The sequence below is a fragment of the Bacillus sp. BD59S genome (assembly GCF_007363175.1).
Taxonomy (GTDB): Bacteria; Bacillota; Bacilli; order Bacillales; family Bacillaceae_G; genus Bacillus_A; species Bacillus_A pacificus.
In genome coordinates this window covers 1,843,289-1,858,207 of sequence record NZ_CP034686.1, presented here as the reverse complement: position 1 = coordinate 1,858,207, position 14,919 = coordinate 1,843,289, and the positions used below count along the sequence as shown (strand labels likewise).

The 14,919-nt window shown below is 34.4% G+C and carries 18 protein-coding genes; 6 read left to right on the top strand and 12 right to left on the bottom strand.

The features are described from left to right. The first annotated feature begins 154 nt into the window (after nucleotides 1-154). On the top strand, nucleotides 155-1,369 hold the full coding sequence (locus tag EKQ63_RS11620; RefSeq protein ID WP_143881046.1) for an MFS transporter: 1,215 nt from the start codon (nucleotides 155-157) through the stop codon (nucleotides 1,367-1,369). Between the two features lie 45 nt (nucleotides 1,370-1,414). Here the strand turns inward: EKQ63_RS11620 and EKQ63_RS11615 are convergent, their stop codons facing one another. The 5 genes from EKQ63_RS11615 to spoIIP form a co-directional block, all read right to left on the bottom strand. After that, nucleotides 1,415-2,890 carry an amidase family protein gene (locus EKQ63_RS11615; protein WP_087952778.1) on the bottom strand — a complete coding sequence of 492 codons (1,476 nt, stop codon included), beginning with the start codon at nucleotides 2,888-2,890 and terminating at the stop codon, nucleotides 1,415-1,417. 186 nt (nucleotides 2,891-3,076) lie between these two features. Beyond that, nucleotides 3,077-3,523 (bottom strand): NUDIX hydrolase, encoded by a 447-nt coding sequence (locus EKQ63_RS11605; protein ID WP_000217587.1) that lies wholly within the window; start codon nucleotides 3,521-3,523, stop codon nucleotides 3,077-3,079. A 23-nt stretch (nucleotides 3,524-3,546) separates the two neighbouring features. Further along, nucleotides 3,547-4,287 (bottom strand): M15 family metallopeptidase, encoded by a 741-nt coding sequence (locus EKQ63_RS11600; RefSeq protein ID WP_088327325.1) that lies wholly within the window; start codon nucleotides 4,285-4,287, stop codon nucleotides 3,547-3,549. Between the two features lie 11 nt (nucleotides 4,288-4,298). Beyond that, the gene (locus EKQ63_RS11595) at nucleotides 4,299-4,796 is read right to left on the bottom strand and encodes a GNAT family N-acetyltransferase (RefSeq protein WP_139867518.1); all 498 of its coding nucleotides are present in this window, start codon (nucleotides 4,794-4,796) and stop codon (nucleotides 4,299-4,301) included. Nucleotides 4,797-5,018: 222 nt separating this feature from the next. Continuing rightward, the gene (spoIIP, locus tag EKQ63_RS11590; protein WP_087952784.1) at nucleotides 5,019-6,173 is read right to left on the bottom strand and encodes a stage II sporulation protein SpoIIP; all 1,155 of its coding nucleotides are present in this window, start codon (nucleotides 6,171-6,173) and stop codon (nucleotides 5,019-5,021) included. A gap of 88 nt (nucleotides 6,174-6,261) precedes the next feature. Here spoIIP and EKQ63_RS11585 point away from each other — a divergent pair, with 88 nt between their 5' ends. Continuing rightward, complete coding sequence (locus tag EKQ63_RS11585) at nucleotides 6,262-6,561, top strand: hypothetical protein (protein ID WP_087952786.1); 300 nt, start codon at nucleotides 6,262-6,264, stop codon at nucleotides 6,559-6,561. Between the two features lies 1 nt (nucleotide 6,562). Beyond that, the gene (locus tag EKQ63_RS11580; RefSeq protein ID WP_033677760.1) at nucleotides 6,563-6,868 is read left to right on the top strand and encodes a hypothetical protein; all 306 of its coding nucleotides are present in this window, start codon (nucleotides 6,563-6,565) and stop codon (nucleotides 6,866-6,868) included. Here the strand turns inward: EKQ63_RS11580 and EKQ63_RS11575 are convergent. From EKQ63_RS11575 to cbpA, 4 genes are all read right to left on the bottom strand, one after another. Then, entirely contained in the window at nucleotides 6,841-7,368 is a 528-nt protein-coding gene (locus EKQ63_RS11575) for a DUF1572 domain-containing protein (protein WP_088327323.1), read from the bottom strand. The genes EKQ63_RS11580 and EKQ63_RS11575 overlap by 28 nt on opposite strands. Before the next feature lie 17 nt (nucleotides 7,369-7,385). Then, a complete protein-coding gene (csaA, locus tag EKQ63_RS11570; RefSeq protein WP_001263035.1) occupies nucleotides 7,386-7,715 on the bottom strand; it encodes a chaperone CsaA in 330 nt (109 codons plus the stop codon). A 66-nt stretch (nucleotides 7,716-7,781) separates the two neighbouring features. After that, nucleotides 7,782-9,119, bottom strand: a complete 1,338-nt coding sequence (gene brnQ4 / locus EKQ63_RS11565) for a branched-chain amino acid transport system II carrier protein BrnQ4 (protein WP_411469471.1) — start codon at nucleotides 9,117-9,119, stop codon at nucleotides 7,782-7,784. Between the two features lie 446 nt (nucleotides 9,120-9,565). Continuing rightward, nucleotides 9,566-10,213, bottom strand: a complete 648-nt coding sequence (gene cbpA, locus EKQ63_RS11560) for a cyclic di-AMP binding protein CbpA (protein ID WP_088327321.1) — start codon at nucleotides 10,211-10,213, stop codon at nucleotides 9,566-9,568. Between the two features lie 244 nt (nucleotides 10,214-10,457). Between cbpA and EKQ63_RS11555 the strand changes: the two genes are divergently transcribed. From EKQ63_RS11555 to EKQ63_RS11545, 3 genes are all read left to right on the top strand, one after another. Beyond that, the gene (locus tag EKQ63_RS11555) at nucleotides 10,458-11,327 is read left to right on the top strand and encodes a hypothetical protein (protein ID WP_087952803.1); all 870 of its coding nucleotides are present in this window, start codon (nucleotides 10,458-10,460) and stop codon (nucleotides 11,325-11,327) included. Between the two features lie 208 nt (nucleotides 11,328-11,535). Beyond that, nucleotides 11,536-12,843: a hemolysin family protein gene (locus tag EKQ63_RS11550; RefSeq protein WP_087952805.1), complete on the top strand. Its 1,308-nt coding sequence runs from the start codon at nucleotides 11,536-11,538 to the stop codon at nucleotides 12,841-12,843. Nucleotide 12,844: 1 nt separating this feature from the next. Next, nucleotides 12,845-13,327: a DUF456 domain-containing protein gene (locus EKQ63_RS11545; protein WP_087952807.1), complete on the top strand. Its 483-nt coding sequence runs from the start codon at nucleotides 12,845-12,847 to the stop codon at nucleotides 13,325-13,327. 24 nt (nucleotides 13,328-13,351) lie between these two features. Here the strand turns inward: EKQ63_RS11545 and EKQ63_RS11540 are convergent, their stop codons facing one another. The 3 genes from EKQ63_RS11540 to EKQ63_RS11530 all read right to left on the bottom strand — a co-directional run bounded on the left by EKQ63_RS11540 (nucleotide 13,352) and on the right by EKQ63_RS11530 (nucleotide 14,899). Continuing rightward, nucleotides 13,352-13,972 (bottom strand): NAD(P)-dependent oxidoreductase, encoded by a 621-nt coding sequence (locus tag EKQ63_RS11540; protein WP_087952809.1) that lies wholly within the window; start codon nucleotides 13,970-13,972, stop codon nucleotides 13,352-13,354. Between the two features lie 101 nt (nucleotides 13,973-14,073). Continuing rightward, the gene (locus tag EKQ63_RS11535) at nucleotides 14,074-14,253 is read right to left on the bottom strand and encodes a hypothetical protein (protein WP_001045960.1); all 180 of its coding nucleotides are present in this window, start codon (nucleotides 14,251-14,253) and stop codon (nucleotides 14,074-14,076) included. Between the two features lie 187 nt (nucleotides 14,254-14,440). Further along, a complete protein-coding gene (locus EKQ63_RS11530; RefSeq protein ID WP_000340557.1) occupies nucleotides 14,441-14,899 on the bottom strand; it encodes a spore coat protein in 459 nt (152 codons plus the stop codon). Between the last annotated feature and the right edge of the window lie 20 nt (nucleotides 14,900-14,919).

Below are 14,919 nucleotides of genomic sequence, written 5' to 3'. Positions count from 1 at the left end.
TGAGTATTATTAAAATACTATATTAATATATTCTTCATTATACATGAAATTTCCTTTCAAAAAGTGACAAAAAATTTAATTCTTTCAAAATTTTATTTTTTAATTATAATTATTATAACTACTTTCATATTTTTCCAGAAAGGTTGTGTGCTTATTGCAAAAACGTTCATTGACTTACTATTTAGGATCCAAAATATGCATTACTCTCGCTGACATCGTATACGTAATGATTATTACAACTCATATGTATATTACAACTAAATCAGCTACATTAACTGCTCTGTTTCCATTGCTCCAAGTCATAACTAATCTTATAGCAAATACATCTGCACCACTTATCATGAATCGTTTTCCATCTTATTCATTACTGTTTACACTACAATGGATAAAAACTGCTCTATTATTTTTATTAATGATATTATTCCCGGTCCTTTCCACAAACATTGTAGCACTATTCATTTTCATTTTTTTCATTTCATTATGTAGTGGCTGGAGCGCTCCATTACTATACGGTATTCTTCCGCGCCTTACACCGAAAGAAAAATTAGTAAAAGTAAATAGTATTTTTTCCTTTTCCACACAAATTGCACAAGCCGCTGCTTATTCATTTACAAGTGTTATTGTGCTTCTTATCGGTGCTTCTTCTACACTCATGATGAATAATATTTTGATGATTTTCGGATGTGTTGCACTACACTTTTCATTACGATCCATACATACTGAACGAGTAATAGAGCCTTCTTCAAAAGGTGCTGCTTTATTGGAAGGTTGGAAACTCTTATTTCAAAATCCTTCTCTCCGTACCGTTACATGTATGGACTTAATTGAAACTTTCGCAGGGACGATATGGATCGGCGCTATTACGATGGCTTATGTAACGACCGCCCTTCATAAAGGAGAAGAATGGTGGGGATATATTAATACAAGTTATTATGTCGGGACGTTAATTGGTGGTCTATTAGCATGGAAAATGAGTCCATACATTCAAAACAATTTAATACGCTCTATGGCGATAGGTTCTCTTCTGTTTAGTATTCTTACATTTTTATATGGTATGACAAGTAGCGGATTTATTGCGCTGTTCCTATGCATTCTAATGGGCCCATGTTACCAAATTAGAGATATTTCTCAAACAACTGTTTTACAATCCAGCGTCGCTCCATCTTTATTATCAAAGATGTATACAGCTCACGGCGCTCTTCTCTCAACAGCTTCTGGCCTTTCTATGCTGAGTGTTGGCATTATTACCGATTTGTTCAGTGTTCGTACGATTTATATCCTTGCTTCAATCCTTATATTGTGCTCTGCTTGTTTATCATTTAACTTATTAAAATATGATAAGACAAAGCAAGAAAACATGTCACTTTAATAAACAAAATAAATAGGACAGGATTTCCTGCCCTATTTATTTTGTTTATGATAAGTTAGGAAATTTCCGATGCTTTGTCGCTTGTTCAAAAGCGTATGCGAGTTTAATTAAAGTCCCCTCACGAAAAGCAGTGCTTGCAAGCGTAATTCCAAATGGTCTCCCGTTATCCATATATCCCGCAGGTATTGCTATAGACGGATAACCTGCTTTCGCACATATAGTGGAGCCTATATAAGAAGGGAACAGAATCGCATCAAGATTATATTTTTCCAGTGCAAAATCAATGCCTCGTTCTTGTGAAAAATATATATCTTCTAATCTTGCATTTAAATATTGTGGATTTCTTAACGTATTAGGAAAATCTTTTCTTCTTTCTAACTTAGTTTGTCCATATCTCAGAGCTCTTTCTGCTATGTTTTCATTAAACTCCATTAACTCTGAAATAGAATGGACTGGTATAGTAGAAGGCAATTTCGAAAGATAGTTATCTAAACTATGCTTTAATTCATAGAGCGATACACCCCAGCTCCATTCTCTATGAAAAGACGGAATATTAATATCCTCTACTACTGTCGCACCCTTACTACGTAATACTTCAATTGTTTCCTTAAACAAATTCTCATCATACTCACCAGATTCATAATAATCTTTTGGTGCGTTGTTATATACACCAATCTTTGTTCCATTTAAACCGTTAACATCCAAATACTTTGTATAATCATATTCTGCTATCCCTTCACTTTTACGAGTAGCTACATCTTTCTCATCTACCCCTGTTAAACTCCCTAGCAAAATAGCGGCATCTGTTACTGTTCTAGCAAACGGCCCCGCTGTATCTTGCGAATACGTAAACGGAATAATGCCTCTACGACTAATTAAACCAACAGTCGGTTTAATACCGACTACAGAGTTTTGAACAGCTGGACTCAAAATAGAACCATCCGTTTCTGTTCCAACCGATATTACTGTAAAGTTAGCAGCAACTGCTATGGCAGATCCTGTACTTGAGCCCCCAACAAACATATCATCCTCACCCGTACCGTAAGGGTTTATTGTTTGCCCACCTCTTGCACTATATCCAGCCCACATTTCAAATGACATTGCATTTGCTAATTCTGTCATATTTGTTTTCCCTATTATCACTGCTCCTGCTTCTCGCAGCTTCGTAACGAGAAATGCATCTTCACTACTTATATGTTGTTCTAGCGCAATCGTACCTGCACTTGTATGCATAGAGTCATTCGTTTCAATATTATCCTTAAGTAAAACCGGTATACCATGTAATGGGCCTCTTACACCTTTTGTTTTTCTTTCATGATCTAACGCTTCTGCAATAAAGATAGCCTCTGGATTGATTTCTAAAATAGAATTGATTTTCGGTCCGTCTTGATCATACTTTGCGATTCTATGAAGGTAATACATAACTAATTCTTTTGAAGTTAATTGCCCAGCTTCCATCATTGCTTGTATATCATAAATTGTTAATTCTTTTTGTAGTAGTGTATTGAACTGAATCTTCATCGTCATTCTCCTTCTATAAAGCCTTTTATTGATAACATGTATCTATTACTTGTTCATTTTCTCCGCTCCTCGCATATACAAATACAATCCAATTAAAAGAATTCAACTTACCACTGTAAAAACCTTTTATTTCCTGAAAAACAGAAAAAGTCTGAAACGAATCAACTTCCGCTTCAGACTCTTTTATTATTTTACATATACCTCATCTAACAAATGTAAAAACTCACCTTGTTTCCCCGCTAATTCAGGACATTTTGCAATATCAATCCATTCGTAGCAAAATACTAGGCCTTCATCTTCCTCACCGGCACTTACAATATGTTCCCAACGATCTTTTACATCTGTTAGTAATGTTACGTGAAAGAAATGGCGTTTTTCATATTCCTTTTTTTCTCTCACATGTATGATGTAATCAGCTAGGAATCGTTCTATGCATAAATGACGTAACCCAGACTCTTCTTGTACTTCACGTAAAATCGCTGCTTCTAGCGTTTCCCCTTCGTCAACTGTTCCCCCTGGCACTTGTATACCAGCTTCAGGTATATCACGATGTTTAAAAACAAGCAGTTGCATAACTCCTTCTTTTTCTCTTGTCACATATGCGTGTACTTTTTTCTTATATAACACCGTCATAATCCTTCTCTCCCCTCAATTGTTCACTGCGCTACTTCTTCAAGTGTCAGTTGATTTTCATATAAATATGTAGCTTGTGGATTTCCCACATATCTCACGTGCCATGGTTCAAATCGATAGCCCGTAATCGATTCTTTCTCTTTTGTATATCGAATGACAAAACCAAATTTATGGGCATTTTCAGAAAGCCACTGCCCTTCTTTCGTTTCACCAAAAATTGTCTCTAACTGAAACTTAGCAGATTGTGATGTGATATCCATAGCTAGTCCTGTTTGATGTTCACTCGTTCCAGGAACTGCACTCGACATTGCTGTTTTTGCTTCTCCATCTTGCTTTTTATACATCGTATTTAACGCTTTTTGCCGATCAAAAGATCTAAATCCAGAGACTGCAAATAAGAAAACACGCTCTTTATCCGCTTGCTGAAACATTTCCTCAAGCGCACCGGCTGCCTCTTTCCTCATTTTTTTCTTTTCTTGATCACCTTCACTAGAGTAGCGCACTTTCGGAATAACTAAATCTGGCGGTCTATACCCATCTGGTAAGCGTCTACTTTTATTCACAAGCACAAGCATCGAATTCGGATTACTAATTACCGCAATATTCCCATCCATATTCGCAATCGTTTCTTTCGCTTTCGGAAATATGTTATTTACATTCACCTCGCGCGCTTGCTTATCCTTATACATTTTATAATTGATTCCCGCTACTCCAACAATGAGTATCGCCGCTACGATACCAAGTAGTATCCATCTTTTTTTCATATAACGACCTCTTATTTTAATAATTTGGCCATTTCATACTCATCGATGTTCTCTCCATCGATAATAAGAGCAGCTCTTTTGACACCTTCCTTCTCAAATCCAGCTTTTTTATATAGTGCCTGAGCTCTTGTATTGTGGGCCATTACCGTTAATTCTAAACGCCATACATCATGTAATCTTGCCCACTTCTCGACCTCTTTAAACAATTTAGTCCCAATACCTCGCCCACTATACTCTTGCAAAATCCCAATTACAATACTTGCTACATGTCTCTTTCTTTGAATATGATTTCCATTCACTAAAATAAACCCTACTATTCTCTCTTCTTCAACTGCTACCAATATTGTTGCATATTTATTTTCTACAAAGCGCTGAATCATTTGCTCTTGTTGCTCAGCTGTGAATTTCCTTTCTCCTGGTTCATACAACATAAATTTCGTTTCTTCATCTAATTGCTTACTTAATTGCAAAAATGATGCTGCATCTTCTACTTTGATTTCCCTAATCACTTCAATCACCCTACCAATTTCATAATAAAAAGCTTTCCTTGTAAAAAGATTTTCTCTACTTTCCCGAAAATCCCTTTGTAAATCTCCCAGTATAATTTGACAAATTTCGATATTAGTATAACAACGACAAATTATGTCTATTATGTGACATCTCATCATTACAAAAAAACGCAAGCATTACACTCACGTTTTTCAGACTCTCCCACTAGTTTATGTTTCACTTTATCCATTCACTTTTTCAGCCTGCCAGAAATATTCACCAAACGCTTTAGCTAGCGCATCAATCGATCGATTTAATTCTTCCTCTGTATTATCTACGCCACCAACTTCAATTAATATCGCTTGTCCTGACAAATCTTGATTGTAGACACCATTTCCTGTTTGGAATCCTTTTTGAATGACACCACGACTAACGCCTGGATATTTCTTACTAATCGTCTCATGTAAAGCCGTTGCTAATTGCAAGTTTTTTTCATAGTTTTTGTTACCTTTCCCTACTACAAACGCAAGCTTCGCATATGATTTATCACCGATTATTTTTGTCGTGACATTTTTCCGAGCACTATCACGATGTAAATCAAAGAAGTATTGTAATTCTTTATTGCCGGCCATTGCTTCTTGTACAATTTCCCGTGACATTTTATAAGAACTATTACTATTTAACCCTTTACTAATCAACTTTTGACCAACATCAGTCTTGTCGTTAGTTGCTCCGATTCCTTCATTTGCTAATTGTTCACGAAATCGGTCGCCGACTATTGAAATATTTGTGACTGAACTTGTCGCTTTATTCGGATTTGGATCATTTGCTAAATTCAGTAGTGGCAAATAAGATTCCCAACTATGCGTATGATAAATAAATGCAACTTGTCGTTTTCCTGTCGTTTGAGCTGGTTGCTTTTTCTCTTTATTCGTATCCGGCTTTTGGACCTGTCCACCTTCTCCAGTCCGTTCTTTTACTACTTCTTCAAGTGGAACGCTCGACTCTATAGGCAAGTTAGAATAATTTGTTCCTTCACCCGCAATAACAATTTCTGTATCGTACTTACCGAAACCAGGTAGCTCTTTGCCGACAAAACTGCGTACATCGTTAAAACGAATATTCGTAGCCATAGAAAAGAGAAACGAAGATATTGAAAAATCTTGATTTAAATTTCGATATTCCTGTGTAAAATAATGATTCTCTTTCCCAAGAACGTACATGTAACCATTCATTGATAACTCATTTAACCAATTATATAAATACGTTGACTTTGTCTCTTTCATAGAGGTTACCATCATACTAATAAGAAAAAAAGTCGCTAGTACTGTTGCAATAATAAATAATACTAACTTACGTACACTCGTGAATTTCACATAAAAAAAGCCTCGATTCATACTATCACCTCTCTATTTCAAGTTATGTACAAGCTCTAGAGAATAGACCGTCTAAATTCCGGCTATATTGTTAATGAGGTGAAATGAATTGAAACTACTAATAGGAACACTACCCATTGTACTATCATTTATTTTTTATTGGCTTGCTAAGCATCCTACCATCCGTGTTGCGTTACATATTTCAGCATATCTAGCACTTTATGTACTCGGTACAATCATTTCTATTCATATATATGATGTTTTAATACAAGACTTAGTTTTTATGACAAGTATTCATGGGATTTTACTAAATCCATTTTTTCTTATATCAGGAGCGTATATAGGGATATACACTTTGTACCTACTTTTGTCCTACATGATTACAAATATAAAAAATGGAGCGCAATGAAATGCAACCACCGTTCATCTGTCATACATGCAAAAAAAGAATTACGCGAAAGAAAGATCTTATTACTACCACATGGTACTTCCGCTTTTATGTATTTCATAGTGATTGTTTTAAACGACAGCAAGTTTTTATCTCACGATTTATCCCTGTGAATACACTTATTAATTTTTTTCTTATTATATATGGGCTGATTGTTGGTAGCATTCTTATGACTGCAGAGCCATCTATCATTTGGCTTGTTTTCTTACTTCCAATTTTATATCGGTTTCTTTCCTATTATTATGTTGAACGTTTTTTCTCTAAATAAAAATTAGACTTTCCTCTAGGAATACTTAAACATTCCCACTCATTTTCTTTTAACATTTTACCGATGTAAATCATTTGTCCAATATGCAAAGCATAATGAGAAATTTGTCTTTCAATTGCTTGCATGACAGTATGTGCTTCACCGCGAATATATACCGTCTGCAATAAATGTTTTGGCGTTAGCGCATTCATCGTTTTAAAAACATATTCCCAACCTTCATTCCATGCTGCGAGTACCTCTTTCTTAGAAGAATAACCACCTTCAAATTCAGCATCTCGGTTACGATCTATTTTTTCACCGTCAGATGTTAAAAAATCCGTCCATCTAGATCGCATATTACCGTGCAGATGCTTAATTATAATTGCTATGCTATTTGTTGCTTCATGAGAAGACCATTCAATCTGTTCATATGATAATTGTGAAAGCACCCGTTCCCCTTGTTTCTTTGTTGCTTCAAAATTCGAAATGGCACACTGTACGTATTCGCGTCCAATATCCATGTTCCCCCGCCTTTACATTAACTAATTTTTGTTCCATTTGGTAATTCCATATTAGGCTGTAGTAATACAACATCACCCGCTTCAGGTACTCCTCCTAAAACAAGCACTTCTGATTTAAATCCAGCTACACGTTTTGGCGGGAAATTTACAACAGCAACGATTTGTTGACCGATTAAATCTTCTGGGGTATATCTCTTCGTAATTTGAGCACTTGACTGCTTCATTCCAAGCTCTCCAAAATCAATTTCTAGTTTAATCGCTGGAACTCTCGCTTCTTTAAATTCCTCTGCATGTGTTACAGTCCCAATCCGTAAATCCAAAGTTAAAAAATCTTCAAAATTAGCCATTTTATCACCCCTTCCATTTATTACTTAGACAAAACAAAAAAATCTCCTTTAAAAAAAGAAAGGCGCCTAAGCACCTTTCTTTTGTAGTTCACTTGATTCATTTGTTTTATAGAAGAAGAAACCGAGGATCCCGCCAATACATGATGGGATTAACCATCCTATTCCTTCTTTATATAATGGTAACATTTGTAGTACGTTAGAAATCGCGTCAATTTTAATCTTCGCACTTTCTAAACCGTTAAAGAAACTAATTAACAACGCACCTAAAATAGCTCCAATATAAATGGTATTACGCTTCCCAATCCATTTATGGAAGTAAGAAAGTACAATTAATACGATTGCAACTGGATAAATGATCATTAACACTGGTAAAGTAACTGCGATTAATTGTGTTAAACCTAGGTTAGATACAATTAAACTAAATACACATACCATTGTTACAATCGTTTTATGCGAAAGTTTTGGGAATAAGTTTGTAAAGAAGCCAGCACAGGCTGATGTTAATCCAACCGAAGTTGTTAAACAAGCAAGTACAATAACAAGTCCTAATAAAATTTTACCACTTGTTCCATATAACTCATTTACAACATTCGTTAAAATAAGTCCACCATTCTCTGATACCCCAAGTGATGTACTTGTTGAACCAAGATAAGCAAGTGATAAATAGATTAACGTTAAACCAAGTACAGCGATAATACCTGATACTACTGTTATTTTTGCAATTTGATTACTCTCTTTTATTCCTTTAGAGCGGATAACTTGTACAACTACAATTCCAAATACAAGCGCACTAATTGCATCCATCGTTAAATATCCTTGAATAAATCCACCAAAGAAAGCATTTTCCTTGTATGCCTCTAGCGGTGCAGCTGGTTCTCCAATCGGATCAACAATTGCCTTTCCGACAATTACAGCAACAATTAATACTAACAATGGTGTAAGAAATTTCCCGAACCAATCCACTAATTTTGATGGATTTAAAGATAAATACCAAGTTATTCCGAAGAAAATTATAGTGAAAAGAAATAGCATGTACCATTCGGAAACTAATGCCTCTGATAAAAATGGCTTCATACCCATTTCAAATGAAACGGCTCCCGTACGCGGAATCGCGAAAAAAGGTCCGATTGCTAAATAACTAATCAATGGGAAAACAAACGCAAATATAGGGTGAACTCTAGAAGATAGCGCTTTCAAGTCCCCCTCTACAAACGCGACAGCTGTTACAGCTAATAGGGGTAATCCGACTCCCGTTACAAGGAATCCAATTGTAGCAAACCAAACATTCTCTCCAGCTTGTTGCCCTAAAACTGGTGGGAAAATTAAATTTCCTGCTCCTAAAAATAGTGCAAATAACATTAAACCAATTGCTACCGTATCACCTGGCCTTAAACGTCCCTTCATGCTTTTCATTTGCATAGCACTTATTCATTGTTTATCTCTATTTTCACAATATGCTATGCATCCTCCTCTCTGTTCAAGCTGATAAAATATGCCCCTTACAAAGCAGTGTCTTTCTCCATAATTTCTCCATTCCCCTTATTTTTACTCTAATTATTAATTTTTGATTTTTGATTTTTGATTTTTTTGAATTTTCAAATCATCAGAGTGGTATTGCGCGGAGTATAGTTGTCAGACCTCTTTGTTTTTATCACACATATAGTAACATATTTAGTTGAAAAATAAAAACATATTTTCAAATTGACTTTTTTGAAAATCAAAATTATCTACATTTTTTATTCTTTTGCACAAATATTGTTTCAGACTCACTTATTATCCTATCGTTATTTTCAAATAACTTTATACCCATAACATAACAAAAGCCATCCAACATAGACGGCTTTTGCATGTTATTCTATCGTTTCAACTTCACGTGGATTTTTCATCTCTTCCACATACACAACTCTAAATCCGTGATCTTCTAAATCTTTCAATAACGTCTCTAATTCACCATCGTTAAACTCTTCTCCTAATGTAAACATAATTCTACGAACTAATAAGGCATCATTATCAAAAGTCATTAAACTTTGGATACCTGTATATTTTTTTAATACTGTCGATAATTTTTGAATAGCCCCATTATAATCTTGTGTCCCAATCATGACAGAATATTTACTAGAATGAACACCCCAGGCATCTTCTAATAGCTCAAAAACCTTTTTATGCGTTAAAATCCCAAGAAATACTCCTTTTTCATCAACTACTGATAAATAAGGTAATTTTTTTATTGTAAAAAATACTTTAAAGAACGAAGAATCTTCTCTGACATATCCTTCTTTATCATTTAATAATTGTAATACATTTTCTTCCAGTGGACCTTTATATTCTAAAATATCTACTTTATATATATTCCCTAAATATTTCTCTTTTTTTTCATCTAAAACTGGTACACAACGATAACCAGTTTTATTTAAATGCTCTAGTGCTTCCCCTATCGTAATTGAACTTGAGCAAAATAAAACTTCCCTTTTCGGCACATAATTCCCTTTAATCCTCATAAACAGCCTCCTTATGTTAAAATACTTTCTGTGCCATAACTATATTATATTTTCAGAAAAAAATAAATAATTTATTTTATTTTTCTGAAAATTATTCATTTTCTTGTCATAATTTATTCACGTTTCATTCAATTCTATCCACTACAATACTAAACTTCTTTAAGAAAAATATATTGTAACTTACTCCGAAAAAAGCTAAAATAAGAATAATAATTTTCTGAATATTCAAAGAGTAGGTGATTACATGTCTTTATTGCGCTCACATATATATAAATTTATCGTTGGTGTTCTCATTATATTTATCATTAGTCCTATTCCAGCTTTATTCATTACACATAAATACTCATACATCACCGGCTTTATAAGCATTTTCCATAACTTTGCACAACTTTCTTCGATGACAATTCCAAAGATTGATTGGATGCACGAATCTATCTTTTTCTCAGCAAATCAGATGGTACATACTGCTAATCAATCAACACCGTTATTCCCTTACATGTGGGAAATATATTTTTTATCGATTGTTCGTTTTACCTTTACACTTGCGATCGGATTCTTCATCAGCTTAGGGATTGGCCATTTATTTTTTAAAGCACCTCAATCGGTTAAAAAGTTCACTTCTTTATTAAGATGGATACCTTATTCTTTATGTACTGTATTATTACAATGCGCAGTCTTATTACTACTCCTATACATCACAAAATTTATAAAGATTCCTTACTACTCATCTTTTATCATCGTTTGTAGTACTTCCATGATTATCGTTATGCAAGCAATAAAAAAATGGATTCCTTTCTTAAGTAATACAAATGAATATGAAATAAAACAAGCTTCTTTCCTTGTAGATACATTGTTTTTAGCTCTTACTTCGAATCATAAATCTATTTTAGGTTCCATTATTCTTTCATTCGTTTTTATGGAATGCGTTTTTCACGCAAATGGACTATTGCAATTTATTGTTCAATTCGGCGGAAATACCCCTATTATTGTTACAATTAGCTTATTGCTTTTGTATATCCCGTATTGCGTACTCTCATTCCTTCAAACACTATGGACGACAAACCACTTTAAACAACAATCATACGCTTTAACGAGAAGTATTCCAAAACCTTAATTTGAAATAACCCTCTAGAATCTGAAAGTAGGGGGTTATTCCTTTTGTATAGCGGACAAAATAACAGCAAATTCAAAAACCATTGCAGAAACATACCAATATTTCCCCTTTTTCTTTGACTATTCTTTTCATTTGGATTTATTATAAAAGTATAACATAATTGCAGGAGGTGACATCTTTATTCCAAGCGACGGAATAGAGAATACACTTGGACATATTAAATATTTTTCTCATCTTTGTACTTATCCTTATTTCCGGCTTTTTCGTTGCATCAGAATTCGCTGTTGTAAAAGTACGAAAAAGTCGAATTGACCAGCTTGCAAATGAAGGCAATAAACAAGCTTTAGCTGCAAGAAGTGTCATATCTAATTTAGATGTTTATTTATCAGCTTGTCAGCTCGGGATTACAATCACTTCTTTAGGACTTGGTTGGCTTGGTGAACCGACTGTGGAACATTTACTACGACCGCTCTTTGAAAAGATTAATATTACTGGAACAATGGCAAATACTTTATCCTTTATTATCGCTTTTAGCGTGATTACATTTTTCCATGTTGTATTAGGTGAATTAGTTCCAAAGTCTTTTGCAATTCAAAAAGCAGAGGCAATCACACTTAAGTTTGCACGACCACTTATTTTATTTGATAAAATTATGTATCCGTTCATTTGGTTACTTAATAGTACGGCTATCTTTTTCACAAAACTACTCGGTTTAGAACCTGCGAAAGAAAATGAACTGGCCCATTCTGAAGAGGAACTACGACTCATTTTAGGTGAAAGTTTCAAAAGCGGCGAAATAAATCAAGCCGAATATAAATATGTAAATAATATTTTTGAATTTGATGATCGAGTTGCGAAAGAAATTATGGTCCCTCGTACAGAAATGATTTGCTTATCTACTGAAAATACGTTAGAAGAAAATATGGATATCGTGGCAACTGAAAAGTATACACGCTACCCTATCATCGAAAAAGATAAAGATGATATTATCGGTATGATCAATACGAAAGAAGTATTTCATGATCAAACGAAAGGCATTCATAAGCCACTTGAATCTTACATACATCCAGTACTAACTGTCTTTGAAACTGTTCCAATTCGCAAAACGTTAGTTCACCTACAAAAGAATCGCGTTCAGATGGCAATCGTTATGGATGAATATGGTGGTACGGCCGGACTTTTAACAATGGAAGATATTCTCGAAGAAATTATTGGAGAAATTCAAGATGAGTTTGATGCGGATGAATCACCTATGATTGAAAAGCGTACGCCGAAGCTTACTGTTTTAGACGGTAAGGTGCTCATTTCTGAAGTAAATGATATGTTTGGCCTACATATTGATGATAGTGATTTAGATACCATTGGAGGTTGGCTCCTCTCTCAAGCAGTGGACTTAAATATTGAGGCTGGTTATTCCATTGAATTTGCCGGTTTTCAGTTTAAAGCACTAGAACTTGATGGACATCAAGTGAAAAAAATTGCGGTACATAAATTAGACACGAAGAAGGAGCTATAAAGTGACAGTATTATTGACAATCTGTATCATTGCCTGTTTTATTGTTTCATTTCTTTCCTTTATTTACCCTATCATTCCAGGCATCCTCGCTGTCTGGGCTGGATATTTCATTTACCATTTCGGTATAAATGGTGGCGAACTAACAACTTCCTTTTGGATTATTCAAGTCATTTTCACACTATTCATTTTCGTTGCTGATTTTATTGCAAATGGATATTTCTTAAAAAAATACGGAAGTTCTAAATGGGGAGAACGTGTCGGTATGATTTCTATCATTGTCGGCTCTTTCTTTTTCCCACCATTCGGTTTAATTATCATACCGTTCTTATCGGTATTTATTACAGAACTAGTACATAAAAAAGCGCCAAAAGACGCCTTTCTAGTAGGAGTTGCTACTGTAGGTGGTTTTTTAAGCAGTACAGTAGCGAAAGCCATTCTCCAAATCATTATGATTATCATATTTGTATGTTATATCATCTTTTAACCATCCCATTTCGGGATGGTTTTTTTAATAGGAAATACCTACTCGGCTATTCTCGTATTGGTTTTCACTACACAGATTCCACGTAAATTGCGCTGTATCACCAACTGTTATTTTTGCTCCTCCTTCTGGTAATACATCTTTTTCAGTTCGATATATACCTGTCATATCACCGTCAATTAAATGCGTCGGACAAACGACCGTCCAGCATAAATTACTACTACTAAGTATCTTATATGCAGCTAAATGATCTTCTGCTGCTGTTGTCGACTTTCTCTTTGATTCCGTTGATTGAAAACGATATAAATTTAGATTTGTTCTTGCTTGTAAAATACCGGCTGTTCCTATTGTAATGATTTTACGAACTCCTTCTTCTTCCATTTTCTTTATAATTTGTGGCATACTCTTCGCTAACGTCCCATTTTGATCCGTTCCAAGTGCACTAATTACTATATCGGTTCCTTCTATCGCTTTCTTTATATCATTTTCATTTAATACATTACCTTCTATAACTCGTAATCTTTCATGATTTATTTCTACTCTACTTGAATCACGCGCTAATGCAGTCACTTCTGCTAAATCTTTTAATGCTAATGTAATTATGTTCGAACCTACTCGCCCTGTTGCTCCCAATATACATACTTTCATTTGTTTTCCCCCTCTTTCATTCTTTCTCTATTTTTCAATAATCTCAATCAATTTACAACAAAAAAGCTTCCTCACATATAAGAGGAAGCTCTATTATTACATTATTTCTTTTCTTTAGAATCCGTAGACTTCTCAGTTCCACTTGTTTCTTTATCCTTTTTATCCTCTTGTTGTGTTGTTGTATCGTCTTCTTTCTTCTTGTCCTCACCTTTACTACAACCTACCATTAATAAAGAACTTGCAAGTGCCATAGCAGTTAATGATTTAACCCATTTGTTCATTTGCGTTTCCTCCTTTTGATAGAATATGTACAATCCCATATTACTCTCTATTTTTAAAGGAAAGATTGAAAAATAGTAAATAAACGGTAAATATTTGTAAATTTTCTGATAATAGATATGTACATATAGTCATTTTTTCTCCACGAAAAGTAAAAAACTAAGGCACCTATCTTTCCGCCTTAGTTTCTTATGCAAACTTCTCCTTTTCATATACATGTTTAATCTTATACTCTTTCTTCACGACATATTGCCATACACTATAGGCATAACGATTCATTTTCAGGAAGCAGTTTTCTAAAAATGAGCGAAATTCTGGATTTGCAACTTCAACTGCCACTTGAGCAAACTTTAACGCTAACCGTTTCAAATGCGAAATATAACAAGTTGCAATATAAATATCACCTGTATATTTACTATCAGTTTCCTTTTCCATTTCATGAAAATGAAATGAAATTGGTTCACAAGTTATATGCTGTACATTCTCTCCTTCTTGAAAATTCACTTGTTCATTATATGCTTGCAACATATATGGTAAATGATGCTGTAATAGCTCCTTTAATTCTTCGTCTCTTACCTGTCCTGTATACTCCCCAACCTTATATATAAGCATATAACTATACCTCATCAATTCTTTCATACAATCCATGAAAATGCCTCCCTACTTTT

Coding starts and splice junctions, on each gene's coding strand:
- EKQ63_RS11615 (WP_087952778.1), bottom strand. CDS start 2,890: ATGAAGATTCAGTTCAATACACTACTACAAAAAGAATTAACAATTTAT.
- EKQ63_RS11605 (WP_000217587.1), bottom strand. CDS start 3,523: ATGACGGTGTTATATAAGAAAAAAGTACACGCATATGTGACAAGAGAA.
- EKQ63_RS11600 (WP_088327325.1), bottom strand. CDS start 4,287: ATGAAAAAAAGATGGATACTACTTGGTATCGTAGCGGCGATACTCATT.
- spoIIP (WP_087952784.1), bottom strand. CDS start 6,173: ATGAATCGAGGCTTTTTTTATGTGAAATTCACGAGTGTACGTAAGTTA.
- EKQ63_RS11580 (WP_033677760.1), top strand. CDS start 6,563: ATGCAACCACCGTTCATCTGTCATACATGCAAAAAAAGAATTACGCGA.
- EKQ63_RS11575 (WP_088327323.1), bottom strand. CDS start 7,368: ATGGATATTGGACGCGAATACGTACAGTGTGCCATTTCGAATTTTGAA.
- csaA (WP_001263035.1), bottom strand. CDS start 7,715: ATGGCTAATTTTGAAGATTTTTTAACTTTGGATTTACGGATTGGGACT.
- brnQ4 (WP_411469471.1), bottom strand. CDS start 9,119: ATGAAGGGACGTTTAAGGCCAGGTGATACGGTAGCAATTGGTTTAATG.
- cbpA (WP_088327321.1), bottom strand. CDS start 10,213: ATGAGGATTAAAGGGAATTATGTGCCGAAAAGGGAAGTTTTATTTTGC.
- EKQ63_RS11555 (WP_087952803.1), top strand. CDS start 10,458: ATGTCTTTATTGCGCTCACATATATATAAATTTATCGTTGGTGTTCTC.
- EKQ63_RS11540 (WP_087952809.1), bottom strand. CDS start 13,972: ATGAAAGTATGTATATTGGGAGCAACAGGGCGAGTAGGTTCGAACATA.
- EKQ63_RS11535 (WP_001045960.1), bottom strand. CDS start 14,253: ATGAACAAATGGGTTAAATCATTAACTGCTATGGCACTTGCAAGTTCT.
- EKQ63_RS11530 (WP_000340557.1), bottom strand. CDS start 14,899: ATGGATTGTATGAAAGAATTGATGAGGTATAGTTATATGCTTATATAT.